Source organism: Pacificispira spongiicola (assembly GCF_012926505.1).
Taxonomy (GTDB): domain Bacteria; phylum Pseudomonadota; class Alphaproteobacteria; order UBA8366; family Aestuariispiraceae; genus Pacificispira; species Pacificispira spongiicola.
In genome coordinates this window covers 143908-169049 of sequence record NZ_JABBNT010000004.1, presented here as the reverse complement: position 1 = coordinate 169049, position 25142 = coordinate 143908, and the positions used below count along the sequence as shown (strand labels likewise).

Here is a 25142-nt window from a genome sequence, read left to right as displayed (position 1 = left end):
TTCCGATCTTATGCCCAAGGAAAGACGCGGTCCGCCGCGCCGGCGGTTTGCGTCACTGGAATAACCGCGCCTCCGGCATCTGCCGATAGATGACAGGCGACGAGGCACCGCATGACGGCAAGACCGTCTTCACCGGTCGGGTAATCGCCGCCGGACAACAAGGCATTCAACATTTCCCGCGACGAGGCCAAGGCGTCCGTCGGCTCGACGGCGCCTTGTTCATGTTCGGACGGCAAGGCGTATAGGGTCGTCGGCCGATCCCGGAATTCGTCCTTGCGATACGTCAGGTCGTAACACCCGGCCAATTCATCCATAAACAACTGCCCAAAACGCCCGGCATAGGTCAAACGAAGCCCCAGCCCCTGATCCGCACTAAAATCGATATACAGTCGCTTGCCCGATTCCGTCGTCGCCCGAATACAGCCTGAGCGGTCCGCGAAATCCGGGCCACGCGGATTGGGAAGCACGGTGTCGTCGAACCACGCCTGAACGCTGGAGACCGATTCCCCGGCGGTATAGCGGAACAGTTCGAAATAGTGGCTGGCATTCATCGCCAACCCGAAATTTCCGGCCGTAACCGTTATGCCGGACAGATCGCCCAGTTTCGTATCTGCATCGAAGCAGTCTTTTGCCCACGAATAATGCGGCAGGAACCGCATCTGATGATTGATGGCAAGCCGCGTTCCGTTGCGTCGGCATACCGACAACATTTCCTGAGCTTCGGCGATAGACGTCGCCATCGGCTTTTCGCACAAGATATTCGGAACGCCGGCCTCCGACGCCAAAACCGTCAGTTCGGCATGACTCGGCGCCGTGGTCGACACGATCGCAACATCTGCACCGCCCAGTACGGAACGCACAGATTCGACATCGGGAACCAGCCTGTCGGATTCAATGTCGAACCTTTCCGCCGCAGCCTTTCGGGCATCGGGAGACGGATCGACCGCCGCCAGGATTTCCAGGCCGGAGGATTTCAGAACCTCGACATGACGCAATCCCATGCGACCCAAACCGAATACGACCGCGCGCATCTCAACCTTTCCCTACTGCCACACCGTCCGGGACGGTAAATTCCAAACTTTGACATAACGACCGCCCCAAATCCTCGACAAAGGCTGTTGGCACAGTGTCCCTGGAGGTCAGGTCGAATTCGCGTCCGTCGACGCAGGTTTCGGCAATTGCCCGCAAAAGCAAAGGCCCTTGTCGGGCAGCTTCATCCGTCCCCTCACCGGACAGCATCCGCCGCAGAGGCTCCCGAAGATCGTGCAGCGATTCAACATGCTGAACATGATCGAGGCCGTTGTAGAGGTTGTGACGGCCGAAAGCGAGGACCGGTTTTCCGCTTACCGCGGCTTCAAATCCCGCCGTGCCGTTGATCGTAACGACGCCCGCCGCCTGTTTGACGATATCGAACCCCTGTTCCGCGACATTCAGGACAACGACGTTCTTCAAGTCGGCGAGCGCCTTGTAAAATCCGTCCGGACGCCGCCCCAACGCAAACATCGTGTCTTTCACCGCAAGCCGCACACCTGCCGGTAAATCCCGGCTGACAGCCGCGATCGCGGCATGCTGGAAGAAAAATTCCGGGGACAATTGCGATAGCGACAATTCGGGTTCCGTCGACAACGGAAAGAAAACGAATCGCGTGCCGTCCAAATCGCTTAACCGAGCCGCGTCCGTGCCGCTCAACCGAACGCCATCGCGACGGAATCGCCACATATAGCGCAGGTCTTCCACCAGATAGTAATTGTTCGCCTTGGCATAGCCGCGCAACCGCCAATAAAGCTGCTGCGCGATCCTATGCGCCATTTTGCGTAACGTCGTCGGAAGCCTCGTCGCCGCCGCATATTCCTGAACGACGCTTGAATATGCCTTATAAGGCGCGGCCATCGCCAGATCGGACGTTTCCCGTGCGGCCTTCAAGGTTTCCAGCCGCTGACGGATCGTATCCGACGTCCCGAACACATCGTCGGCCCAATAAAAATAATTTCCGAACCGCGCCATGGACAATTGCCGGAACGGGACGCCCGAATAGGCCGCTCCGACCGCCGCCAATTTGGAAAATCCGGCCACTGCCACGATATTTTTGGTGCGTATTTCCTCCGCCCAGAACCGCACACCGAATACGCATCGCCGCACGGCCGTCGTATTGTCGGTACGAACCGCTTCCCGCGAGAGAGGGTGGTTGGACCCCAGCAGGGCATAGCCACGCCCCAAATGCCGACTGGCCATCACGATGTGATTGAGCGGCGTTCCGGTCTTCGTTTCGATGTCGACGGCCAGGTTGCGAACGCCGTCGTCCATGTGATCCGCCGGATGAATTCCGTCAGACGTCACCGCGTGCAATTGCGGCGCAACGACAATGTCATCGAAACTGTCGGGAAAATGCGAACGGTAGTAGTCGCGATCTTGTGCCGATCCGACGTAGAGATATGACCGGATCGCCTTTTCCTGACGCAGCCAACGCGCAAGATGCGGCAAAACCGCGCGTTGTTCCGGGTGCGCCTCAAACGCGATGGATCTCATACCAGACGCCGTTGCTCTATCGATTGCCGTATCGCACCGCCGTTCATTCAGATCGGAATGGGGCTGTGCGTCCGCGAAGTGGATTCTGGGAATTTGTCGGAAAGTGCTTTTGGATAGCTACCGCACTCCGAGCCGGATGGCTTAGAGCGCGATTTCCTTCCCATACTTCCGTCGGCCATGTCAACCTTTGAACGGGAAAATCCGGTTGACCGGCATATGACGCGTCTATAGTTCTCGCCGGAAAGATGCTGGGCGAAAATTCATGACTCTGCCGCAAGTCCTTGGAATCGGCTTTCCCAAAGCCGCAACGACCTTCCTATCGGACATTCTTTCCCGACACCCGGAAGTTTGCTTCTCGTCGAAGAAGGAGACCCATTTCTTCGAATTGAACGAAACGCGCGACATGGACCGTCCGAACGCCGAATCTATTTATTCTGGCTTTTTCGCCAACCATGATCCGACGCGCCACAAATTCGCGATGGAATGGACGGTCACCTATATCACCGACGACACGGTCCTGGACCGTATTCGCGCTTTTTATCCCGAAGATCCGGTGTTCCTGCTGGCCAGCAGAGATCCTGTTCGATCTTTTCTTTCCAGCTATTTTTACCACCGAACGATCAGCAACGACCTGCATGCCGCCCGCATGTCGCAAGCGGAATGCCTTCGGACTCGACCGGATGTTTACGTCGCCCCCTATATGTTGGCGACATGCTATCGGCGCCTTCGCGAGAGGTTTCCGACGGCACGTGTAATCGTCGTGCCGCATGGCGCGATCAAGCGCGACGCGGACGGGACGGTAGGCGCTTTGTACCAGGCACTCGGCCTTTCGCCGTCCGACCATTCTCGGGATATGCCGCCCAGCAACGTGCCTTATCCGTATCGTAGTTGGCAACTGGACAAGATTATCCGATGGACCCTTGTGAAAATTTACGGAAATCGGCGAACGAAATCCCTGTACAGCCGATCCGATAACGAAAAGCCCCGTTTGATGCGATTCCTGCACGGATTGAATCGGGGCACTTATGGTTTCGAACCCGGTGTCGAGGAAGAGGTTCGAGAACGCCTGTTGCCGGATTTCGCGGATTTCGTGTCCTTGGTGACCAACGACGAGAACACATTGGTTCTGGGTTCTCGGGACGATATCACCGAAGGCTTGGTCTAGCCGAGCATGAAACGCATCCCCCCTGCGACAGTTGGTGCCTTGTGTTTGCTCGTGACGGGGCATATCAACGTTTCAGTCAGCGGACGCAACTAAACAGACATTTTCAGGAGGTTCGTATGCTGGACGTATTCATCGGGTGGGACCCGCGTGAGGCCGACGTCGCCGATATCGCAAAGTTCTCCATCGAACGCCATGCCCCCGTCGGCAGCGTGAATGTCCGATATCTGAAATTGGAAGACCTGCGAGCGGACGGCCTATACACGCGCCAGACCGAACGCCGCAACGGGCAGCTTTGGGATACGATTTCCGAAGCGCCAATGAGCACCGAATTTGCGATCAGCCGCTTTCTGACTCCCCATCTTGCGGAGACCGACTGGGCCGTATTCTGCGATTGCGATTTTCTATGGCGTGTCGATATCAACGATTTGTTGAAACTGGCCGACCCAAAATATGCTGTGATGTGCGTCCATCACGTCCATAACCCGGTCGAAACCGTGAAAATGGATAATCAGGCGCAGCTACGGTATCAGCGTAAGAACTGGTCGAGCATGATTCTTTGGAATTGCCGTCATCCGTCGAATGCCAAACTGTCGGTCGAGATGGTCAATTCCCTTCCGGGCCGCGACCTGCATCGGTTCTGCTGGCTTGAAGATCACGAAATCGGAGAAGTCCCGCCGACCTGGAACTGGTTGGAAGGCACCTCGGATCCGGCCATTGACCCGAACGTCGTTCACTACACCCGCGGCGGTCCATGGTTCGATGAATGGCAGGATGTGGCCCATGCGGATTTGTGGTTGCAAGAACGCGACCTTTGGCAAGCGTCCCTAAAAACCGGCCAACGCGCGAGCGCTTGATTAAGCCCTCGCCGCTGAGCAAGAAACCCAGGTTCCGAAGTCGGGACCTGGGTTAAGTTTTCCTCCTTATTAACAATATTTTTTTGTATAATTAATGATTTGACATTTTTTTAGTGTGTACTAAATGGTTGCGCGAAGCGGCGGAACCTTGGACCTTAGGCTTCGCACGTTCCAGACTCAGCAACAGGATACAACACCCCAATGGCCTCCCCCCTAACCCACCTCCGCCGCCTGGAAGCGGAGAGCATTCACATCCTGCGGGAGGTCGCGGCCTCTTTTGAAAAGCCGGTGATGATGTATTCCATCGGCAAGGATTCCTCGGTGATGCTGCATCTGGCGATGAAGGCGTTCTATCCGTCGAAACCGCCTTTCCCGCTGTTGCATGTCGATACGACGTGGAAATTCAAGGAAATGATCCAGTTCCGCGACCAGCGCGCGGCGGAACTGGGTTTCGATCTGATCGTCCATATCAACGAAGACGGCGTGCGGGAGGGGATCGGGCCCTTCACCCATGGGTCGTCCCTGCATACCGACGTGATGAAGACAGCGGCCTTGAAACAGGCACTGGACAAATACGGGTTCGACTGCGCCATAGGGGGTGCGCGCCGGGACGAGGAAAAATCCCGCGCCAAGGAACGCGTCATGTCCTTTCGGGGCAAGGGCCATGTCTGGGACCCAAAGAACCAGCGTCCGGAACTGTGGAATCTTTACAACACCCGCATTGCAAAGGGCGAAAGCGTCCGCGCCTTCCCGATCTCGAACTGGACGGAGCTGGATATCTGGCAATACATCCATGCGGAAAACATACCGATCGTGCCTCTGTATTTCGCGGAAAAGCGACCGGTGGTCGTGCGCGACGGGCAATGGTTCATGGTCGACGACGACCGCATGCCATTGGAACCCGGTGAAGAGCCGGAACTGCGGCAGATTCGTTTCCGGACGCTGGGATGCTATCCGCTGACCGCGGCCATCGAATCCGATGCCACGACGCTGCCGGAGATCGTCGCGGAAACCTTGGTTGCCCGGACCTCCGAACGGCAGGGACGCAAGATCGATCACGATTCCGCCGGGTCGATGGAAAAGAAGAAGCGCGAGGGATATTTCTGATGAGCGCCGAAATCCTCACCACCACCGACCTGACGGCAGCCGATATCGAAGCCTATCTGGCGGAACAGGAAAACAAGGACCTTCTGCGCTTCATCACCTGCGGGTCGGTGGATGACGGCAAGTCGACCCTGATCGGCCGTCTGCTCTATGATTCAAAACTGATTTTCGAAGACCAGTTATCGGCCCTGGAAGCGGACAGCAAACGCGACGGCACCGTCGCCGACGGTATCGATTTCGCGCTTCTGGTCGACGGGCTGCAGGCCGAACGCGAACAGGGTATCACCATCGACGTCGCCTATCGCTTCTTCGCCACGGACAAGCGGAAGTTCATCGTCGCGGACACGCCCGGCCACGAACAATATACCCGCAACATGGCAACCGGCGCGTCCACCGCCTCCCTCGCCGTTATCCTGATCGATGCGCGCAAGGGCGTGCTGACACAGACAAGACGGCACAGCTTTATCGTCTCGCTGTTGGGCATCAAGCAGGTCGTCCTGGCGATCAACAAGATGGACCTCGTCGATTTCGACCAGACCCGTTTCACGGAAATCGAGGCCGACTATCGCGCCTTCGCCGACCAGATCGGCCTGACCGACATTACCGCGATTCCGATGTCCGCCCTGAACGGGGACAACGTCCTGACGGTCAGTGACTCGATAGGCTGGTACAATGGTCCGACGCTGCTTCAGGCGCTGGAGTCAGCGCCCCTGCCCGACGCTTCGGACGGAAGCGCGTTCCGCTTGCCGGTTCAGTGGGTGAACCGCCCCAATTTGGATTTCCGGGGATTCAGCGGCACTCTTTCCGGCGGCACGGTGGAAACCGGTCAGAAAGTCATGGCGCAACCGTCCGGCAAAACCAGCACGATCAAGCGTATCGTCACACTGGACGGCGATCTGGAATCCGCCCGTCCGGGCGAAGCGGTGACATTGGTTCTGGATGACGAAATCGATATCAGCCGGGGCGATGTCCTGAGCGATGCGGAAAATCCGGCGGAAGTGACGGACCAGTTCGCGGCCCATATCGTCTGGATGGCGGACCATGCGCTGATCCCGGAACGCCCGTATCTGTTGAAAATCGGAACGCAGACGGTCGGCGCCGCAGTGACCGACCTGAAATACAAGATCAACGTCAACACGCTGGAGCATACGGCGGCGAAGACCCTGGACCTGAACGAAGTCGGCGTCTGCAACGTGGCACTGGATCATGCCATCGCCTACGATCCCTATGCCGCCAATCCGGAGACCGGGGCCTTTATCCTGGTCGATCGCTATACGAATGCGACCGTCGGGGCCGGAATGGTCGATTTCGGTCTGCGCCGGGCGACCAACCTGGTCTGGCAGGAGCTCGACATCAATAAGCAGGCGCGGGCTGAGCTGAAGCGTCAAAAGCCCGCTATCCTGTGGTTCACCGGTCTATCAGGCGCGGGCAAATCGACCGTCGCCAACTTGGTCGAAAAACGCCTGCTGGCCAGCGGTCGCCATACTTACATCCTGGACGGCGACAACGTCCGGCACGGGCTGAACAAAGATCTGGGCTTCACCGAGGCCGACCGCGTGGAGAACATCCGCCGCGTCGCGGAAACGTCGAAGCTGTTCGTCGATGCCGGGCTGATCGTGCTGGTTTCCTTCATCTCCCCCTTCCGCAGCGAACGGCAATTGGCCCGCGAGTTGGTGGAAGACGATGAGTTCCTGGAAATCTTCGTCGATACGCCCTTGGAGGTCTGCGAAACCCGAGACCCGAAGGGCCTGTATGCGAAGGCCCGGTCAGGCGCGATCAAGAACTTCACGGGCATCGATTCCCCCTACGAAGCGCCCGAGTCTCCGGAAATCCGTTTGGATACGACATCGGGAGAACCGGACGCCCTGGCCGAACAGGTCTTCACCGAATTGAAAGCGCGCGGCATCGTCTGATTCGATCAGGATGGACTGGCAAAGACCCCCGGTATTCGGCAGGATACCGGGGGTCTTTTAGTAAGGAGAATAGGCATGGGATCGACAATTCGGCTGACTGCGGCGGATGGTTTCGAATTCGGCGCCTATCGCGCCGGACCGAAGGGCGACGCGCGGGGCGGGATGATCGTCATTCAGGAAATCTTCGGCGTGAATTCTCACATCCGCGCCATCTGCGACCGGTTCGCCGTACAAGGATATGTCGCGCTGGCCCCGCAGATTTTCGACCGCGTGCAACGCGATGTCGAATTGGGCTACACCCCTGGAGACATTGAGACCGGGCGGGGTCTGCGCGGCAAGGCCGGAGAAGACGGCCCTATCCTGGACATCGCCGCCTGTGCGAAGGCCTTGTCCGCCGAGGGATTAGAGGTCGGTGCCATCGGCTTCTGCTACGGCGGGGCCTTAGCCTGGATTGCCGCTGCCCGCGTGAAAGGCCTTTCCTGTTCGATCTGCTATTACGGCAAGGCCGCCGATTTCAAGGACGAAGCCCCCGCTTGCCCGATGATGATGCATTTCGGGGAACAGGATCAGGCGATACCGGCCACCGACGCCGATCTTTTGAAAGGAATGTATCCGGAAATCGAGACCTTCGTCTATCCGGCCGGGCATGGATTCAACTGCGACCAGCGCACCAGCTATGACGAAGCCAGCGCGAAACTAGCTCGCGAGAGAAGCCTCGACTTTATCGCCCTGCATGTCGGCTGAGGGACGGTCGTCGTCCGTCCATTTCGTAAATTCCAAGGTCACCTGCAATCCGGTACGGTCAGCACGCGGCGCCAATTCCAGCCTCAGGTCCAGGATATTGCTGATCGTTTTGCAGATCGACAGGCCAAGCCCGGTCCCGCCCGCTTTCGTCTTGTAAGGATCGCCGATCTGCTGGAACGGTTCGAATGCCTGTTCTATCTCCTTAAGGGACAGCCCCGGCCCTTCATCCGTGATACGTACGACGATCGTGCGGCCGATATCATCCAATGTCACGTCGATGGTGCCGTCCGCGGGGCTGAATTTCGCGGCATTGCTGATCAGGTTTGTCAGGCATTGAAGGGCAAGCCGACCATCCGTCCGAACATAGAATGCGCGTTTGTCGCACCGGGTACGGATCCTGCCGCCGTTGGCGATGAATCCGGGTTCTTCGAATTTCACGGCGCGGTCGACGATATCGCAGAGATCGCATCGCTCCCAGACGGGCATGCGCATTCGCGCATCCAGTTTCGAAAAGTCCAGAATATCGTTGATCATCGCCAGCAGATGATTGCCGCTGGCCTGAATATCCCGAATGTAGTCCGCCTGTGCGGGGGGAAGCGGCCCCCGAATCTCGGATATCAGCAAATCGGAAAACCCGACGACCGCGTTCAGTGGCGTCCGCAAGTCATGGCTCATGGATGCCAAGAACCGATCACGCGATTTCATTGCCATTTCCGCGTCGTGACGTGCATTCCGTTCCATATCGACCAGTCGTCGATGGCGGCGGAGCTGTATCAAAATACCGACGATCACAACGATACTGACGATCAGAAACAGGGCGTTCACCCACAGCAATCGGTGCAGATCCGACAGCAGACTCACCCGTTCATCCATCCATAACTCGCCATGGATTATCTTGCGGGTCCATAAATGGAGCGGCAGCCATTGCTCCTCTAAGAGCGCGACAGCGATTTCGGCCTCAGGGCCATTTCTGAAACCGGGATCGGCGGTAATCCGATCCAATGCGTCTGCCATGCTTACGAGATCTTGCACATATGCTTCAACGCCGGGGAGTTCGACCAACTCACGCGAGTCTTCCGATAAGAAAACGCTGAGCCTTGAATAGAACAAGTCCAGACGAAGGCGCAGGTCCTTATAGTCCGTGAACGGCGACCCGCTAATATACAACTTCAGGGCCTGTTCAAGCCGCAGGAAGTCGCTTTCGGTTTGAGCCGTAACCCAATAGTTCGCCCGAAAAGAGCTGGAAAAAACGTCAATACGCTGAACCATGAACAGCAGCGATCCGACGGACATTCCGATCAACAGCACCACCGCCGCGACCAACCATTCGGAACGATGCCTAGTCTTGGTCATTGAACGAATATGACCTTCACCAACTGCCAGACCATCCGCGCTTGGGCGTGGGGATTTTCGATCGAGTCGGGATAAATCACCCACAAGGGGCCTTTATCCCGAACGGACATTTCCTGCCCGTTCTGTAGATACGCGATTATAACCTCATCCTGTTCAAAATCCGAAGTCGGAATTTCGATCAGATAGTCATTCAGCGCCAGCGCTTGGACTTGGGACCCGGACGCCCCGAGGAACGCCGCGAGGTCGCGGAACAGGACGCCTTCAAACACTTGTTCTCCCTCGGTCCAAGGCGTGGTTGTCCGAACCACCGTCTTGGGAAGGTGTTCCAACATCGCCATGTCGAACAAGGCCCATTCGCCGTCCGTCGTCCGGTCTATCGCCCCACCGACAGTCAGGAGCACATCGCCCGTCGGCGGCACAAGCGGTTCAATATCCGCCGCCCGTACCGCATTCGCGCCGACGACAACAATCGTCGCAACGACCAACGCGGCCAACGCCTCTACAATTAGATACTTGGGGGATCGTGCCATCATGCTCATATGTGAGATCCTGGAATGCGGATTGTTGATCGAACGCTTACAATGAAGGACGGTCACCCTTAAATTCAGGTTAACATATTGGCACGACGCGAAAGAAAGCCCGCCCAGACAATGACCAGAACCCAGATATATCTGCCCGACCGCGGAATCGACCATCTCGTGCTTGCCGTGTCGAACCTCGACCGCGCCGCGGAAACCTATGAGACACTGGGGTTCACCGTGACGCCCCGCGCTATACACCCCTGGGGCACGTCCAACCGGCTGGTTCAGTTGCAGGGTAGTTTCCTGGAAATCATTGAGGTCGCGGAACCGGAAAACCTGTTCCCGCATGGGCCGCGCAGTTTCAGCTTCGGGACGTATCTCGACAGCTATCTGAAATCCCGGGAAGGCCTTGCCATGCTGGTCTTCGAAAGCCGGGACGCCCAGGCGGACAGGGACCAATTCGCGGAACGGGGCCTGCCCGATCTGGATCGGTTCGATTTTGAACGGCAGGCCATATTGCCGGATGGCGAAAAAGTTCGGGTCGCCTTCTCGCTGGCCTTCGTCCCGCCGCCGGAAACGCCGGAGGCCGTTTTCTTCACCTGTCAGCAGCATGCCCCGGAATACTTCTGGAAACCCGCCTATCAGACCCATGCCAACGGAGCCCAGACCGTGGAGGAAGTCGTCATGATTGCCGACGACCCGGCATCCCTGTCCGATCTATTCGGAAAGATGCAGGTGCCGGAGGCCGTAACCCTGGATGCGGAGGGGCTCACCTGCGAAACCATGCGGGGGCGCGTGCGGGTTTTGACCCCAGCAGCCTATCACGACTGGTATGGGACGGGGGCGATGCCTAACTCCCCCGCCACACCGCATTTCGCCGCCATGCGGATCAGCGTCACGGACCTGTCCGCGATGGAAAGGCGTCTGACCGGGGCCGGCATCGAAACGATGTGGGCACGCGCCGGATTGATCGTACCGGGGACCGGCCTTTACGGCTGCGCCCTCGCTTTCGCGCAGGTGTGATCGCATGATCCGCATCTCCCATCGCCATAGAAACAGGGGCCGGTGGCAGGGGCTATTCCCGTATCTGTTGCTGGCCGGCCTTTCCCTGGCGATGACAGCCTGCCAGACACCCGGTCGGATCGCCTCGACGTCGGAACCGGGGACCGCCTATAGCGGTGTCTTTATTTGGGACTCGGAGAGGGTGCTGGCGGACCAGGCCGTCCAATGCCTGAAAATCGAGTTCGACAAACGCGAAGAACTTCCCGACGGTCGCCTGCGTTTGACCGGTGTAACCCGCTACGTCACCGGCCCGATCGACGAGATCAACTATGTCGAAGCGGAAGTTATTTATCGGGCGGAAGACCGATCGTTCCGAATGTGGGAGCGCAACGCAACCAGCGAAAATTTCGTATCCGACGGGTATTTCGAGGGCTATTTCGAACCCGGATTGTTCCTGATGACGGGACGTTGGGTCAGCGAAAGCGGTGGCGAATCCGGGACCCTGACGCTACGGCTCGGCGCGGATGCGCCCTGCCGCCTGCCCGCGCCGCTATAGGATCGGTCAATTACCCAGGATTTCCATTCGGGTAACGAACACGTCCGAAACGACATCCGCGCCCAACAGGTCTTGAACCGCGTGTCTAATCACGCTGGTTACCTTCTTGAGGTTAGGCTTTCGTGCCGACTGCGCATAGTCGGTCAACCCATCGAACACAACCGCTTCCGTTTTCGGGCGATATCCGGTCAGCGTCGCTTCGTGCAACGGGTCTTTGTATTCCATCTGATAGCTGATCAACACGGACCGATAACCACAGTTTCCTGATTCGTACTGAATCATGGTCGACCCCATATCGAAATACAGCGGACCGCCTGCCGGCGGAGCGGACGACGCATGAACAGGACTTAGAAATAGGGTCGAGCCAAGAAGCAGGACCACCAAAGCCGTCACGGCCGATAGGCGCGGTAAATGCGCAGCCGGTCCAAAGTGTCGAGAAACCATAAAGCCATCCATCACCCCACTCTCCCTAAAAATCGGCAGCCGCCCGGCGCCGCGTCACGACGCGACGGAAAATAAGGAAATTTGGTTAAGGAATCGAAAACGCGGGAGGCGGCCCGCGGCCCGCACAAGGACCGATAATTTACCGTCGTCGGGGTTCCTGACTACCGCCCCAACGCAAGAATATGTCGAATCCGTTGCGAAAGTTGCATTTTTTACCTCGAAGGCTGGGCAAAATCACCGAACCGTGATAAACACCGCGCCCAAATAGGGGAAAAAGAGACACCCTGCCCGTCCCCGTGTCGCGGTGGGTGCATTAAATCGAACATGACGAGTCCGTATCTAAATCGCCCTCGGCGTGAGCTGAAGGATGCGCTACAGGATCGCGGCCTGGATGGGGCGTGGCTTGACGCGCGCCAAAAACTCGCCGACGCTTCGACCGCCTCGCCGACGCTGGCCACCGTGCCCGCGCGCCGGTCGCGGCGTCGCGTATCGAGGGTGGCGGTCGTGGTCGGCATCGCCTTCCTGTTGGGTATGATGGCGCTGGGCACGACCACCCTGTTCGATACAGCCCCGACCGAAGTCGCGTCGGAACCCGAAATCGAAAATCTGATGGATATCGCCCCGGCGGCCGGCCCGCCGGCCACGGATTCCGCGCTGGACCCGCAATCCGCCGTCGTCCTTCCGGCCATGTTCGGAAAACTTCCGGACAGCGGTACACTCGACCCCAGCCCTAAATAAATGGCCGTCTGAAACAAAAAGCCGGACCTCCGCGAGGCCCGGCTTTTGTTTTGTCCGAAAACAACGGACCGACCGTTACCCTTGTCGGGCAACCATCATCTTCTTGATCTCCGCGATCGCCTTGGCCGGGTTCAACCCCTTCGGGCAGGTCTTGGAGCAGTTCATGATCGTGTGGCAACGGTACAGCCGGAAAGGGTCTTCCAAATTGTCCAGCCGTTCGCCCGTCGCCTCGTCGCGGCTGTCGATCAGCCAGCGATAGGCCTGCAGCAACACGGCCGGGCCGAGATACCGGTCGCTGTTCCACCAATAGCTGGGACAGGACGTGGCGCAGGAGAAGCACAGGATGCATTCGTACAGACCATCCAGCTTCCGCCGGTCTTCCGGTGTCTGCTTGCGTTCCTTATCCGGCGGCGGCGGCGTTTTGGATTTCAGCCACGGCTCGACCGACGCCAACTGCGCATAGGCATTGTTCAGGTCCGGCACCAGATCCTTCACGACGCTCATATGCGGCAGAGGATAGATATTCACCTCTTCCTTCACATCGTCGATGAACTTGGTACAGGCCAGAGTGTTGGTCCCGTCGATATTCATCGCGCAGGACCCGCAGATGCCTTCACGGCAGGACCGCCGGAACGTCAGGGTCTGATCCGTCTCGTTCTTGATCTTGATCAGGGCGTCCAGAACCATCGGGCCGCATTCGTCCAGATCGATTTCATAGGTATCGACCTGCGGCGTCTTCCCATCGTCCGGATTCCACCGATAAATGTTAAACTTCTTGATGTTCTTGCCGCCGGTCTTGGCGGGCCAGGACTTGCCCTTACCAATCTTGGAATTGGCGGGAAGCGAGAATTCAGCCATTTTCTTATCCTTCCTACCGGTCGGCGATTAATAGACGCGCGCTTTGGGCGGAACCGCCTTCACGTCGTTCGACATCGGCTGCATATGCACCGGGCGATAGTCCAGCGTGACGTTGCCGTCCTCACCGATCCAGGCCAGCGTATGCTTCATCCAGTTTTCGTCATCGCGGTCCGGGTAATCCTCCCGCGCTTGCGCACCGCGGCTTTCCTTGCGGTTTTCGGCACCGACGATGGTAACCATGGCCTGACCGATCAGGTTTTCGAATTCCAGCGTTTCGACCAGATCCGAATTCCAGACCATGCCGCGGTCCGACACTTTGATATCGTCCTTCGCGGCCCAAACCTTCTTCAGTTCCTCGACGCCTTCGTGCAGCACTTCGCCGGTCCGGAAGACCGCACAGTTGTTCTGCATGATGCGCTGCATCCGACCGCGCAGTTCCGCCGTCGTCGTCGACCCCTTGGCATGCCGCAGACGGTCGAAGCGATCGATGGCCGCATCGGTCGCATCCTTCGCGATCGGGCGGGTCGCCTCGTTCGGGTCAACGGTTTCGGCACAGCGATTGGCGACCGACCGTCCGAAGACGACGAGATCGAGCAGCGAGTTGGAGCCAAGGCGGTTGGCCCCGTGCACGGACACGCAGGCCGCCTCGCCCGCCGCCATCAGGCCCGGCACCACCTGATCCGGATTGCCGTCCTTCAGGGTGACGACCTCGCCGTGATAGTTGGTCTGGATGCCGCCCATATTGTAGTGGCAGGTCGGGATGACTGGGATCGGTTCCTTGGTCACATCGACACCGGCGAAAATCTTCGCCGTTTCCGCGATGCCCGGCAGGCGTTCGTGGATGACTTCCGGCGCCAGATGTTCCAGGTGCAGGTGGATGTGATCCTTGTTCGCCCCGACACCGCGGCCTTCGCGGATTTCCATGGTCATCGAGCGGGACACGACATCCCGGCTGGCCAAATCCTTCGCCGACGGGGCATAGCGTTCCATGAACCGCTCCCCTTCGGAGTTGGTGAGATAGCCGCCCTCGCCGCGCACGCCTTCGGTGATCAGGCAGCCCGCGCCGTAAATACCGGTCGGGTGGAACTGGACGAATTCGCAATCCTGGAGCGGCAGACCGGCGCGCAGGACCATGCCGCCGCCGTCGCCCGTGCAGGTATGCGCCGACGTGGCGGAGAAGAAGATACGCCCGTAGCCGCCGGTCGCCAGCACCGTCTGTTTCGCGATGAAGCGGTGCAACGTGCCGTCGTCCAGGTTCCAGGCCAGAACGCCCTGGCAGCTTCCGTCCTCGCCCATGATCAGGTCGATGGCGAAATATTCGATGAAGAATTCCGCGTCATGCTTCAGCGACTGCTGATACAGCGTGTGCAGCATGGCGTGACCGGTCCGGTCGGCGGCCGCGCAGGTCCGCTGGGCCGGCGGGCCTTCGCCGTATTCGGTGGTCATGCCGCCGAACGGGCGCTGATAAATCTTGCCGTCTTCGGTGCGGCTGAACGGAACGCCGTAATGTTCCAATTCGATGATCGCCGGGACCGCCTCGCGCACCATGTATTCGATGGCGTCCTGGTCGCCCAGCCAGTCGGAACCCTTGACCGTGTCATACATGTGCCAGCGCCAGTCGTCCGGGCCCATATTGCCCAGTGAGGCGGAAATCCCGCCCTGCGCCGCCACGGTATGGGAACGGGTCGGGAAGACCTTGGTCACACAGGCTGTTTTCAGCCCTTTTTCCGCCAGCCCGAAGGTGGCGCGCAAACCGGCGCCGCCCGCACCGACAACGACCACATCGTAGGTATGGTCAACAATCGTATAGGAATTCGTCATTTCTCGATCCTCTTCATCGCGTCAAACCGCCTGACCGGCAGGGCTTACGCGGCGAAAGCAACTTTCAGCACGGCGAAACCGGCGGCGACCGCCAGTGCAAACGAGCCCAGCTTGACCACCATCATCATCGCGATTTTGGCGCCTTCTGCGTGAATGTAGTCTTCGATGACGACTTGCACACCGAGATGCAGGTGATGGAATGTCGCCACGATGAGCAGCAGCATCAGGATCGCGTTGGACGGTGTGGCCAGCCAGGCCTGCATCGCCACGAAATCTCCGCCGACATTGAAGGCCAGCGAGAACACGAACCACAGGGTCAGCGGCACCAGCGCCACGGCGGTGACACGCTGCGCCCACCAGTGATGGGTCCCGTTCTTCGCGGAACCGAGGCCGCGAACCTGCCCGAGAGGTGATTTAAGCATTGTCGTTTCCTCCCTAAACTCAGGCGACTGCGTAGCCGATCGCCCAAGCGATCAGCGTCAGCACCGCGGCGCTTACCGGCACCGCATGGCCGGTGATGGCGGCGATTTCCAATTCGAATCCCTTGCCCGCATCCCAGAACAGGTGCCGGATGCCATTGCCCAGGTGATAGAACATGGCGAAGGTCCAGCCGAACAGGAAGAGGCGGCCGATGAAGCTGCCGACCACGGCCTGAACGGTGTCGAACGCTTCCGGCCCGGTGGCCAGCGCGATCAGCCACCACACGAGCAAAAGCGTACCGACGCCCAGCGCGATACCGGTCGCGCGGTGCAGGATCGAATAGGCCATCGTCCATTGCCAGCGATAGACTTGCAGATGTGGGGAAAGCGGTCTGTCTTGAGTGGTCATGCCCCGAAACCCTTTCTTCGCACGTTGAAGGCCGGGATCGATGCCCCAGCCTGCCCGTGATTATCATTGGCTCATCCCCATCACCCCAATCGGTAGGTCAGTAACGGCCGAAGCCGACTGGCCGATCCAAACGGATGTGGAGGCGCCGACGCGGGGATGAACGGCGTTCCAGACAGGTCAAGCCCAGACAGGCCAAGCTTCGCCTGACTATCGCAGAAACGAACAATCCCCTATCCCGCGCGCCCTAACACTAAGGAGTCGTTCGGCAGTGTCAAAATATTTTGCAGCGCAACACGTGAATACCGTCAAATCGATATTGAGAAGCATTCTCAAACAATAATATCAACAACTTAATTGAGGCTGTGGAAAACACTGTGGATAAGTTGTTGCTAAATTGTTTATAAGTAATGTTACAATCAACAAGTTTTTTGTAACACGATTTACTTTTCTATGGACACATTACTACAATCACGACACAGTTTTCACAACGCAGTTGTTACGGTTAAGCTCCCTTTTCGGCATTTTTTTCTCTCGACCTTGAGCGGGAAACTTACCGAAACGCGGAAGCGGCGAATGGCCTCGCGAAAGCGGAAAAATTCGTCGCGCAGTCCGGGTCCTCTCATCGGACCGACGGTCTTCCCTTCGAGGGGGATCAAGGCAAGGTGGGGACGCGGGCGGGCCGGCTCGGCGGACGGACGGGCTTGCGTCAACCCGGGTAACCGGGATTTGGCCCCTTCAGGGGGTACCGAATGGACGCTTGCATCCGGAAGGACGGCCGACGGGGCGATTGATCGGTACTGCGGGGCTGCGCGGCGGCCCGTCCTTCGGGACGGTGTTTCCATGTGGTCGGGGCCGATCCGGATCCAGGTGCTTTGCCAGGGTGACCGGTATCAGGGATCCGCTCCTCTTCGTTCTCGGGGACCGCATATCCGGTTGTCGTCACGCCGATGACGCTGCGCCGACGCGCGGGGGAATGGCCTCAGGGTCTACCTCTGGGGGCTCCGATAGCCGGGGCGGCCAGTACGAGCCGGCACCGGACGATGCGGTGAATGACGCCAGACATTCCCGCCCGGACCGGATCGGAGCCTCGCTCGCGTCGTCGGATTGTCCCAAGCCGGTCGCGGTTCGCCGTGGTTCGGCAAGGCGAAAACGGGACTGCCGTCCGGCGGGCTCTTTTCGACAGACGGGCGATCCGTCCAATCGGGCGTCCGGTCCATGCGGCCGGACGCCCGTTTCATTTCCCAGGGCACCAATTCGGCGCACGGCGTTTACGGATTGTTATCATTCTAGATTCTAAGGTGAGGTACGTAAGTTACGGGGGAGATAAAATGCGATTTGCGGATTCGGGCCGGTATCGACGGCTACGACGCTTTGCCGGCACCCTATTTCTGAGCGCCCTATTTCTGAGCACACTGCTGCCGGCCGTCGGTATGATGCCAGCGTCCTCGGCAAGGGCGGACACCCTTTCCGACATACAGCAACGTGGCCTCCTGCGCTGCGGCATCGTAGACGCCGGCGAGGGCGTGTCGTATCTCGACAGTAATGGCAGGTGGCAGGGGTTCTTCCCGGACTTCTGCCGGTTTATCGCCGCGGCTGTTCTGGGCAACGCGAAGGCGGTTGAGTTCATCCAGGTAAGCTATGTCACGCGTTTCGATGCGCTGGAAGGCAACGGGTTCGATGTCCTGGTCGGCAATACGACCTGGACCGTTTCCCGCGACACCACCCGCCACATTGCTTTTACCCATCCACTGTATTTCGACGGTCAAGGCTTCCTGGCTCATGAACAGTCCGGGTGGACGTCCCTGTCGGACCTGCCCAATGAACCTTTGACCGCCTGCGCCAGCGAGGGAACGACGACGATCGTGAACCTGCGCGATATCATCGAAACACGAAATTTGCCGATCAGCGTGCTGTCGTTTCAATCGATCGACAGCGTTACCGACAGCTTCCTGTCCCACGATTGCGATCTATTAACCAGCGACCGGCTATTGCTCGTGGCGTTGCGCCTGCAACACGGCGATGCCGCGAACCCCTTCACCTTGTTATCGGATGTGATTTCCAAGGAACCGCTGGGGCCGGCCGTGCGGGAAGACGACCCGCGTTGGTTCGACATCGTGCAGTGGAGCATCTTTGCCGCCCTCATCGCCGAGGAATACGGGATCACCAGCACCAACGTGCCGGACTTCCTTAATTCCGCAAAGCCGGAGGTCCGTCGACTACTGGGTCTCGACCCCGGCATCGGTGCCGCACTGGGCCTGTCGAACGAATGGGCGCGAACCGCCATCGAACAGGTCGGTTCCTATGGCGAGATTTTCGATCGGACCTTGGGTGAAAAATCGGCTCTTAAAATCGACCGGGGCCTTAACGCGCTTTGGCGTGACGGCGGCTTGATGTACGCTCCGCCCCTTCGATAATGGGTACGAACGATTGTCCTCGTTTCGGGACATCCGTTCGGACTAAGGGAGTTTCGTTACCCGAATGCGCTGGTCTTTGATTTCGGTACGGCTGATCGCCGCGATATCGCTGCTGGGTCTGGTGACCAGTGGCGCCCTTCTCGCAGCCCTGATCAGTTTCGACGATATGCGCGAAGGGTACGATCGGATCGCGACGCGAACCGTGCCGCAGCTCATCCTCGCCTCTCGTATCGGCCAGACCGCGCAGGCAATTGCCTCCACCGCGCCAGCCCTGTCGTCCGTTACGACGGCATTCCAAAAACAAGCGGTAAACCATCGTATTTCCGATCAGGTCACGTTGCTCGACGGGTTTCTGGAAGAGCTCGGCGCCTATGCCGATATGAACAAGGATGTCGCACTTCTGATCGTCGAAATCAGAACCAGCCGCGACGCGCTTGTCGAAAATCTGACGGAACTGGACAAAACGGTTCAGACCCGCATCCAGTTGGAGGAACGAGTCGGAAAATCCTACAGCGATGCCCGCAACGTCTTGGAGAGGCTGCAGGAGTTGCATCTGGAAGTCCTCGATTGGGGCCGCGTTCAGAATAAGGGCGACGATGCAATACGCCTGACCGTCGATTGGTTCGGGCCGATGCAACGGGTCATGGCCTCCATCCTGGCGATCCCGACCATCACCGCCGATACATTGGTGGAGATTGCATACGACGCCTCGCGGGAAACCATCGACCAAATTCCCGATCCGGCATCCCTGATCGCGTCCGATGACGACGCCGCCTTCCTGAAGACCGCCGAAAGCCTGGCCAATGATGCGAACTGGCTTCTGGACGGGGAACGCGGCATCTTCAATCTGGCGCGCAAGCGCCTGTCGATGCTATGGCGTCAGGAAGGGTTGCTCAGCGCCAATAAGCTGTTGGCGAACCGCTTTGTCGGGTCGGTTGCCGACCTGACGCTCAGCCTGCGCGAGGATACGCTGGCGGATAGTCTGACCTTCGCCGATATCGCGCAATCGCGCTGGACACTGCTGATATCCGTCATGGTGTTCAGCCTATCCGCGGTTATCCTGTTGTCCATCTATGCGCGCTATCAGATCGTGAAGCGGCTGACGGCGTTGCGGCAGGCCCTGATCGCACGCGTCGGCGGGCGCAGCGAACCGATCCCGACGGCGGGAGCCGACGAAATCGCGGATATCGGTCAGGCCGCCGTCTTCTTTACCGAAGCCTTGGTCGAGCGGGAAAAGCGCCTGCGGATCGCCAAGGAGGAAGCCGAGACCCTCGCCCGCCAGGCGGATGCGGCGAACAGATCGAAGTCCTTGTTTCTGGCGAATATGAGCCACGAATTGCGCACGCCCCTAAACGCGATCATCGGCTTTTCCGAATTGATCAGCACCGGCTACGGCAACCCGACCCGCAGCGCCGAATATGCGACGGATATCAACGAAAGCGGGCGTCATCTGCTGGAAATCATCAACCAGCTACTCGACTATTCCAAGGTTGAAGCGGGCGAGCGGGAATTGGTGATCAGGCCGCTGGATATCGCCCAGGAATTCGGGATTCTGCGCAAATTGGTGCAGATACAGCTTCAGCGCCGGAACCTCGACCTTGTCACCGAAATCCCGGACAATGCCACCCTTCTGGCCGATCGCGTCGCCTTCCGACAGATATTGCTGAACCTGCTGTCCAATGCGTGCAAATTCGCCTTCGAGGAAACGGCCATTCGTGTGACGGCCACCCTGAACGGCCCGTTGGTGGAACTGCGCGTGATCGATAAGGGCATTGGCATCGCGCCCGATCACATGGAACGGGTGATGCAGCCCTTCCATCAGGAGTCCGGCGGTTACGATTCCAATACCGGCGGCACCGGCCTTGGCCTCGCGATCGTGGAATCTCTGATGGGCCTGCAAAACGGGACGATCCGTCTGGAAAGCGAAAAGAATGTCGGGACGACGGTTATTCTGACCTTCCCCCGGCATGCCGATGCACATCTACGCGAGGCCACGGCGGAAGACGCGATCATTTCCGCAGGCGATTGACCTCTTCCAACAAGGCCAGCCAAACGCCGACCAGGATCGGGACGCCGCCGATCACACTGGCCGCCGGGATCGCTTCGCCCAGATAGACGACGCCCAGCAAGCAAGAGAGCACCGGTTCCCCCAGTAGGCAGATGGCGACGAAGATGGGCGATAACCGGCCCAGGGCGTGGTTGTAGGCGCTGTGACCGATACCCTGGCAGACGAGGCCGAGAGCCAGCGCTGCCGCTAATGCCTGCCCCCCGATCATCGCCGGATCGAAGGCCCCCAACGGTAGTGAGAATACGGCCAACGCCCCGGCTGCAGTTCCATAGCAGATCGTGACGTAAAGCGCGGTCGGCATTCCGGACCGGACTTTCTGTCCGACGAGAAGATAGCCAGCCATGGAAAGACCGCCGATCCCCGCCAGAACCAGACCGATGGGGTCACCGACCGGACGGGACGCACCGTCATAGCCGATGATCCCGACGCCCAACAGACACAGGGCGATCCCCAACAGCACCCTTCGGGACGGCAGACCCCGGCCCAGGACGGTTTCGATCACGGCGATCCAGACCGGCGACAGGCTGACCAGGATGGCGCTTTCCGCGATGCTGAGCCGTTGGACGGATTCGATCCAGGTGCCGAAATGAACCGCGAGGCACAGCCCGGCCAGAACCGACAGGACGAAGGACCGGCGGTTAACCCCGCCCCCGCGCCGCCAGGCGATCCAGGCAACGGGCGCGAACAGGATTGTACCAATCGCAACCCGCGCGGTGGCCAGGAACAAGGCGGGGGCGTCCCCGGCCAGACGGACGAAAATCACTCCATGACTGACGGCCAAAAGCCCGACAAGGGCCAGGAGAAGGATCGGCATCCGGGAGGACGGTATCGGTGACGTTGGCACCGGCGACCCGCCGACGGATCCTGTCGCCGCCATGGGGAGCTACCGAGTCGGACGGGGGGTGTCGCCAGCGTAGTCATAAAAGCCCCGACCGGTTTTAACACCCAACCACCCGGCCTCGACATACTTCACCAGCAACGGACAGGGTCGATATTTCGCGTCCGCCAGATCGCCGTGCAGAACCGACAGAATCGCCAGACACGTATCGAGACCGATGAAGTCCGCCAGTTCCAGCGGGCCTTTCGGATGGCGAGTTCCCAGCTTCATCGCCGTGTCGATCGCCGAGACCGATCCGACTCCTTCATACAGGGTATAGATCGCCTCGTTGATCATCGGCAGCAGGATGCGGTTGACGATGAAACCCGGAAAATCCTCCGATACGGCAACGGTCTTGCCCAGCGCTTCGGTGAATTCCTTGAATTTCTCGAAGGTCGCATCGGTCGTGGCCAGTCCGCGGATCAATTCCACCAACGGCATGGCCGGGACCGGGTTCATGAAATGGCAGCCGCAGAATCGTTCCGGCCGGTCCGTATTGGCGGCCAGCCGCGTGATCGAAATCGACGATGTGTTGGTCGACAGATAGGCGTCGGGCAACATGTTCTGGATCGCGGTTTTCAGGATCTCGCGCTTCACCACCTCGCTTTCGGTGGCGCTTTCGATGACCATGTCGCAGTCATAGAGCATCGCATAGTCGGTGCCTGTCACGATCCTGCCCAGCGCGGGGTCTATCTCGGACTTGTCGATCTGACCGCGAGCGGCCTGTTTCGCCATATAGTCCGCGATACGCTCCATCGCGTCGTCCAAGGCCGATTCCGCCGTATCCAACAGTCGAACCTGTGCCCCGGCCAGTGCCGAAACATGCGCGATGCCGTGCCCCATCTGGCCGGCTCCGATGACGCCGATCGTCTTAAACACGTAGATTTCCTTTCCCGCATCGACTGAGGGCCTCTTCCCAGTCGTTCCACACGACATGGCAGCCCTTCTTTGTTGCAGTGCAACTGTGAGCCGGAGAAAACCCTATTGCAAGCGGGAAGACCCTGAAAAGCCCCGAAGAAAACCGGGAGAACACTTGGGGACCTTTTCGACCCGATCCCTCGATCAGTTCTTCAGGCGCGGCGGGCGGCGTCCGCTGCCGTCCGGCACATTCTCGGATTCGCTGTCGAAGAAGACCCGCTTCCAGATCAGCCCCTGATCTTCGTCCTTTACCAGAACCCAGGTCCGACCATAGGCCGTGTCCAGCAAGACGGACGCATCTTCATCGCCGATTTTTGAATCGATCACGGAATAACGGCCGGGGACATCCTTGTCCGCCGTGTTTTCCTGCGCCAGGACCGCCGTCGCCCCGAACCCGACGCCGCAGATCAGTCCGGCGGCCAGCACCAATTTACCCATGTCCAACATCCCCGCTCCGATTTTCCCTGCTTCGACTGTCCCTGCTTGGACTTTCATCGAAATCCCGTTCCAACTCCCGATGCCGACAGCGCCGTTGGCCTTCCGTCGGGCACGCGTAGTGATGGGCACTATAAAGGGCAATTGCGCCGCGCGGAAGCGGCCTTACGCCGTCGACCCGCCGCGCGTCAAAAACAGACCCACACCGGTCGCGATCAGCAGGCTACCGGTCAAGCGTGCGCGGATCACCGCCCGCCGCGCATCCATCAGGAAGGGGCGAATGCGGCCCGCCAACAGCGCATAGGCACCGTCCAGCAATACCGCAACCGTCAGGAACGCGGCTGTCATCACCACCAGTTGCGGGGCGGCGGGCAGGGTCGAATCCATGAATTGCGGGAAGAAGGCGACATAGAAAATGACCGTCTTCGGATTGGTGATGCCGGTCAGGTAGCCGTGCAGAAAAACCTTTTTCAGGGACCGGCGACGGTCGGCTTCCGCTTCCTGAAGCATCGCGCCCCGCGACCGCCACTCGCGAATCCCCAAATAGACGAGATAGGCCGCCCCGGCGATCCGAACCAGATCGAACAGGTCCGACATCAACGTCAGCAGGGCCGAAAGACCGATCCCCCCGGCGATCAGCAGCGTCATGGTGCCCAAATTCGCGCCGACACTAGTGATCACGCCGAAACGCGTGCCGTGTTTCAAGCTGTTCGCAACAACCAAGGTCACGACGGGCCCGGGCATCAGAATCAACAGGGCTGCTGCGAAGACAAACGCGCTGAACAGTTCGAGATTCACCGTATCCATGGCTCAGATCACTTCCGTTTCTTCCAAGGGCGTTCCGGTCAATACGCGGTCGTATCCGAATACCGACAGGTCGATCGTGCGATAAAGCCCTGTCGTCAGAATTTCCGCAAGCCCCCTGCCGATCGCCGGGGATTGCTGCATGCCGTGCCCGCTGAAACCGTTGGCGAAGAAGAAATTCTCGACCTCCGGATGGGGTCCCAGGATCGCGTTCGCGTCCAACAGACACATCGCGTAGTGACAACCCCAGGCCGAGGTTTGCCGGATCGCCTCGAAGGCCGGAACGCGGTTCGCCAGGGTCGGCCACAGATAGTCTTCGAACTGGCTGTAATCGACGTCGTAATCCCAGTTTTCCGGATCGTTTTCCTCCGGCCCCGGTGAGCGACCGGTCAGGAACCCGTTCCCCTCTGCCCGAAAATAGGTGCCGCTGTTGTCGATCACCAACAAACCTTGCGGCACGGGATCGCGGCATTCGCAGAAGAAGACGCAGCGTTTGCGCGGCGATACCGGCAGGCCGTCGATCCCGGCCATTTCGGCCACAAGACGGGCACGCCCACCCGCCGCATTGACGATCTGCCCGGCGGGCAACCGGCTGCCGTCGGCCAGTTTCAGGGCGGTCACGCGCGCGCCCTCCCGCTCAATCCCGATCACTTCGCCGTCAATGTAACGCACGCCCAGGGAGACCGCTTTCTTCCGGAAGGCACGGGTGAGGCCGTATCCGTCGAACCAGCCTTCTCCCGATAGACCCAGATGCGCGGTTTCGAGCCCTTCCGGATTGACCCAGGGGAAGCGTTCGCCGATCGCCTTCGGGCCTTCGATTTGCTCGACCTCCGCACCGCAGGACAGTTGCAGATCCAACACGCGGTCATAGGCCGCGCGTTGTGTCCCGTCGATCAGGAATAGATACGCCCCGTCCCGGAACTGGATATCCGCCGCATCGCCGTCGACGGCCAGATGCGTGCCGATATTTTTCAGGAAGTCGTATCCGAAACGAGAGATCGCGATATTCTCGCGCGTCGAAAATTGCTGCCGGATCGACGCGACGGACCGCGCCGAGGTGCTGAATTCATAGCTGGAATCGCGTTCGACAACGGTCACAGACCCGTCGAAGCCGGGATCGGCAGCCAGGAAGTAGGCGATCGCGCTGCCGATCACGCCGCCGCCGATAATCGCGATATCCGTCATAAGAACCTCCTCGC

General features: G+C 59.4%; 23 protein-coding genes and 1 pseudogene. 10 read left to right on the top strand and 14 right to left on the bottom strand.

Going from position 1 to position 25142, the window contains the following annotated elements; translation table 11 throughout:
• Positions 1-8: 8 nt before the first annotated feature.
• Both HH303_RS13850 and HH303_RS13845 read right to left on the bottom strand, forming a co-directional pair.
• Entirely contained in the window at positions 9-1031 is a 1023-nt protein-coding gene (locus HH303_RS13850; protein ID WP_169625962.1) for a Gfo/Idh/MocA family protein, read from the bottom strand.
• A 1-nt stretch (position 1032) separates the two neighbouring features.
• Positions 1033-2526 carry a capsular polysaccharide export protein, LipB/KpsS family gene (locus HH303_RS13845; protein ID WP_169625961.1) on the bottom strand — a complete coding sequence of 498 codons (1494 nt, stop codon included), beginning with the start codon at positions 2524-2526 and terminating at the stop codon, positions 1033-1035.
• A gap of 262 nt (positions 2527-2788) precedes the next feature.
• On the opposite strand from HH303_RS13845, the gene HH303_RS13840 reads away from it, so the two are divergent.
• The 5 genes and pseudogenes from HH303_RS13840 (at position 2789) to HH303_RS13820 (ending at position 8306) form a co-directional block, all read left to right on the top strand.
• Entirely contained in the window at positions 2789-3691 is a 903-nt protein-coding gene (locus HH303_RS13840; RefSeq protein ID WP_169625960.1) for a sulfotransferase family protein, read from the top strand.
• 116 nt (positions 3692-3807) lie between these two features.
• Positions 3808-4545: a hypothetical protein gene (locus HH303_RS13835; protein ID WP_169625959.1), complete on the top strand. Its 738-nt coding sequence runs from the start codon at positions 3808-3810 to the stop codon at positions 4543-4545.
• Between the two features lie 186 nt (positions 4546-4731).
• Positions 4732-5652, top strand: a pseudogene (gene cysD, locus HH303_RS13830) (sulfate adenylyltransferase subunit CysD); the annotation flags it as partial.
• Positions 5652-7562, top strand: a complete 1911-nt coding sequence (cysN, locus tag HH303_RS13825) for a sulfate adenylyltransferase subunit CysN (protein ID WP_169625957.1) — start codon at positions 5652-5654, stop codon at positions 7560-7562. The pseudogene cysD and the gene cysN, both read left to right, overlap by 1 nt.
• A gap of 75 nt (positions 7563-7637) precedes the next feature.
• The gene (locus HH303_RS13820; RefSeq protein ID WP_169625956.1) at positions 7638-8306 is read left to right on the top strand and encodes a dienelactone hydrolase family protein; all 669 of its coding nucleotides are present in this window, start codon (positions 7638-7640) and stop codon (positions 8304-8306) included.
• Here HH303_RS13820 and HH303_RS13815 read toward each other — a convergent pair.
• On the bottom strand, positions 8259-9659 hold the full coding sequence (locus tag HH303_RS13815; protein WP_169625955.1) for a sensor histidine kinase: 1401 nt from the start codon (positions 9657-9659) through the stop codon (positions 8259-8261). The genes HH303_RS13820 and HH303_RS13815 overlap by 48 nt on opposite strands.
• A complete protein-coding gene (locus HH303_RS13810; RefSeq protein WP_169625954.1) occupies positions 9656-10198 on the bottom strand; it encodes an oxidoreductase in 543 nt (180 codons plus the stop codon). Before HH303_RS13810 ends, HH303_RS13815 begins: the two co-directional genes overlap by 4 nt.
• 111 nt (positions 10199-10309) lie before the next feature.
• On the opposite strand from HH303_RS13810, the gene HH303_RS13805 reads away from it, so the two are divergent.
• Complete coding sequence (locus HH303_RS13805; protein WP_169625953.1) at positions 10310-11203, top strand: VOC family protein; 894 nt, start codon at positions 10310-10312, stop codon at positions 11201-11203.
• Positions 11204-11207: 4 nt separating this feature from the next.
• On the top strand, positions 11208-11738 hold the full coding sequence (locus HH303_RS13800; protein ID WP_169625952.1) for a hypothetical protein: 531 nt from the start codon (positions 11208-11210) through the stop codon (positions 11736-11738).
• Positions 11739-11744: 6 nt separating this feature from the next.
• Here the strand turns inward: HH303_RS13800 and HH303_RS13795 are convergent, their stop codons facing one another.
• Entirely contained in the window at positions 11745-12194 is a 450-nt protein-coding gene (locus HH303_RS13795; RefSeq protein ID WP_169625951.1) for a hypothetical protein, read from the bottom strand.
• A gap of 312 nt (positions 12195-12506) precedes the next feature.
• Here HH303_RS13795 and HH303_RS13790 point away from each other — a divergent pair, with 312 nt between their 5' ends.
• Positions 12507-12920 (top strand): hypothetical protein, encoded by a 414-nt coding sequence (locus HH303_RS13790; protein WP_169625950.1) that lies wholly within the window; start codon positions 12507-12509, stop codon positions 12918-12920.
• Between the two features lie 75 nt (positions 12921-12995).
• Here HH303_RS13790 and HH303_RS13785 read toward each other — a convergent pair whose 3' ends face one another.
• From HH303_RS13785 to sdhC, 4 genes are read right to left on the bottom strand one after another with little or no spacing between them, the layout of a single operon-like run.
• A complete protein-coding gene (locus tag HH303_RS13785; protein ID WP_169625949.1) occupies positions 12996-13778 on the bottom strand; it encodes a succinate dehydrogenase iron-sulfur subunit in 783 nt (260 codons plus the stop codon).
• Between the two features lie 27 nt (positions 13779-13805).
• Positions 13806-15599: a succinate dehydrogenase flavoprotein subunit gene (gene sdhA, locus HH303_RS13780; protein WP_169625948.1), complete on the bottom strand. Its 1794-nt coding sequence runs from the start codon at positions 15597-15599 to the stop codon at positions 13806-13808.
• Positions 15600-15643: 44 nt separating this feature from the next.
• A complete protein-coding gene (sdhD, locus tag HH303_RS13775) occupies positions 15644-16021 on the bottom strand; it encodes a succinate dehydrogenase, hydrophobic membrane anchor protein (RefSeq protein WP_169625947.1) in 378 nt (125 codons plus the stop codon).
• Between the two features lie 19 nt (positions 16022-16040).
• On the bottom strand, positions 16041-16427 hold the full coding sequence (gene sdhC / locus HH303_RS13770) for a succinate dehydrogenase, cytochrome b556 subunit (protein ID WP_169625946.1): 387 nt from the start codon (positions 16425-16427) through the stop codon (positions 16041-16043).
• Positions 16428-17755: 1328 nt separating this feature from the next.
• On the opposite strand from sdhC, the gene HH303_RS13765 reads away from it, so the two are divergent.
• Positions 17756-18841, top strand: a complete 1086-nt coding sequence (locus HH303_RS13765; RefSeq protein WP_169625945.1) for an amino acid ABC transporter substrate-binding protein — start codon at positions 17756-17758, stop codon at positions 18839-18841.
• Between the two features lie 64 nt (positions 18842-18905).
• Positions 18906-20870: an ATP-binding protein gene (locus HH303_RS13760; protein WP_169625944.1), complete on the top strand. Its 1965-nt coding sequence runs from the start codon at positions 18906-18908 to the stop codon at positions 20868-20870.
• Here HH303_RS13760 and HH303_RS13755 read toward each other — a convergent pair.
• The 5 genes from HH303_RS13755 to HH303_RS13735 form a co-directional block, all read right to left on the bottom strand.
• Positions 20851-21723, bottom strand: coding sequence for a DMT family transporter (locus HH303_RS13755; protein WP_169625943.1), 873 nt, complete (start codon positions 21721-21723; stop codon positions 20851-20853). The genes HH303_RS13760 and HH303_RS13755 overlap by 20 nt on opposite strands.
• Before the next feature lie 69 nt (positions 21724-21792).
• Positions 21793-22665, bottom strand: a complete 873-nt coding sequence (locus tag HH303_RS13750; RefSeq protein ID WP_406611305.1) for a 3-hydroxybutyryl-CoA dehydrogenase — start codon at positions 22663-22665, stop codon at positions 21793-21795.
• A gap of 183 nt (positions 22666-22848) precedes the next feature.
• The gene (locus HH303_RS13745; RefSeq protein WP_169625941.1) at positions 22849-23142 is read right to left on the bottom strand and encodes a hypothetical protein; all 294 of its coding nucleotides are present in this window, start codon (positions 23140-23142) and stop codon (positions 22849-22851) included.
• A 162-nt stretch (positions 23143-23304) separates the two neighbouring features.
• Positions 23305-23946, bottom strand: coding sequence for a LysE family translocator (locus HH303_RS13740; protein ID WP_169625940.1), 642 nt, complete (start codon positions 23944-23946; stop codon positions 23305-23307).
• Between the two features lie 3 nt (positions 23947-23949).
• A complete protein-coding gene (locus tag HH303_RS13735) occupies positions 23950-25128 on the bottom strand; it encodes an NAD(P)/FAD-dependent oxidoreductase (protein WP_169625939.1) in 1179 nt (392 codons plus the stop codon).
• Positions 25129-25142 lie beyond the last annotated feature (14 nt).

What these genes read in the sequence shown, in the direction of transcription:
- HH303_RS13800 (WP_169625952.1), top strand. Translation starts at nt 11,208, where the DNA reads ATGATCCGCATCTCCCATCGCCATAGAAACAGGGGCCGGTGGCAGGGG.
- HH303_RS13805 (WP_169625953.1), top strand. Translation starts at nt 10,310, where the DNA reads ATGACCAGAACCCAGATATATCTGCCCGACCGCGGAATCGACCATCTC.
- HH303_RS13745 (WP_169625941.1), bottom strand. Translation starts at nt 23,142, where the DNA reads ATGGGTAAATTGGTGCTGGCCGCCGGACTGATCTGCGGCGTCGGGTTC.
- HH303_RS13785 (WP_169625949.1), bottom strand. Translation starts at nt 13,778, where the DNA reads ATGGCTGAATTCTCGCTTCCCGCCAATTCCAAGATTGGTAAGGGCAAG.
- HH303_RS13850 (WP_169625962.1), bottom strand. Translation starts at nt 1,031, where the DNA reads ATGCGCGCGGTCGTATTCGGTTTGGGTCGCATGGGATTGCGTCATGTC.
- HH303_RS13810 (WP_169625954.1), bottom strand. Translation starts at nt 10,198, where the DNA reads ATGAGCATGATGGCACGATCCCCCAAGTATCTAATTGTAGAGGCGTTG.
- HH303_RS13835 (WP_169625959.1), top strand. Translation starts at nt 3,808, where the DNA reads ATGCTGGACGTATTCATCGGGTGGGACCCGCGTGAGGCCGACGTCGCC.
- HH303_RS13845 (WP_169625961.1), bottom strand. Translation starts at nt 2,526, where the DNA reads ATGAGATCCATCGCGTTTGAGGCGCACCCGGAACAACGCGCGGTTTTG.
- HH303_RS13735 (WP_169625939.1), bottom strand. Translation starts at nt 25,128, where the DNA reads ATGACGGATATCGCGATTATCGGCGGCGGCGTGATCGGCAGCGCGATC.
- HH303_RS13840 (WP_169625960.1), top strand. Translation starts at nt 2,789, where the DNA reads ATGACTCTGCCGCAAGTCCTTGGAATCGGCTTTCCCAAAGCCGCAACG.
- HH303_RS13815 (WP_169625955.1), bottom strand. Translation starts at nt 9,659, where the DNA reads ATGACCAAGACTAGGCATCGTTCCGAATGGTTGGTCGCGGCGGTGGTG.
- sdhA (WP_169625948.1), bottom strand. Translation starts at nt 15,599, where the DNA reads ATGACGAATTCCTATACGATTGTTGACCATACCTACGATGTGGTCGTT.
- HH303_RS13790 (WP_169625950.1), top strand. Translation starts at nt 12,507, where the DNA reads ATGACGAGTCCGTATCTAAATCGCCCTCGGCGTGAGCTGAAGGATGCG.
- sdhC (WP_169625946.1), bottom strand. Translation starts at nt 16,427, where the DNA reads ATGACCACTCAAGACAGACCGCTTTCCCCACATCTGCAAGTCTATCGC.
- HH303_RS13740 (WP_169625940.1), bottom strand. Translation starts at nt 23,946, where the DNA reads ATGGATACGGTGAATCTCGAACTGTTCAGCGCGTTTGTCTTCGCAGCA.
- HH303_RS13820 (WP_169625956.1), top strand. Translation starts at nt 7,638, where the DNA reads ATGGGATCGACAATTCGGCTGACTGCGGCGGATGGTTTCGAATTCGGC.
- cysN (WP_169625957.1), top strand. Translation starts at nt 5,652, where the DNA reads ATGAGCGCCGAAATCCTCACCACCACCGACCTGACGGCAGCCGATATC.
- HH303_RS13765 (WP_169625945.1), top strand. Translation starts at nt 17,756, where the DNA reads ATGCGATTTGCGGATTCGGGCCGGTATCGACGGCTACGACGCTTTGCC.
- HH303_RS13760 (WP_169625944.1), top strand. Translation starts at nt 18,906, where the DNA reads ATGCGCTGGTCTTTGATTTCGGTACGGCTGATCGCCGCGATATCGCTG.
- sdhD (WP_169625947.1), bottom strand. Translation starts at nt 16,021, where the DNA reads ATGCTTAAATCACCTCTCGGGCAGGTTCGCGGCCTCGGTTCCGCGAAG.
- HH303_RS13755 (WP_169625943.1), bottom strand. Translation starts at nt 21,723, where the DNA reads ATGCCGATCCTTCTCCTGGCCCTTGTCGGGCTTTTGGCCGTCAGTCAT.
- HH303_RS13795 (WP_169625951.1), bottom strand. Translation starts at nt 12,194, where the DNA reads ATGGATGGCTTTATGGTTTCTCGACACTTTGGACCGGCTGCGCATTTA.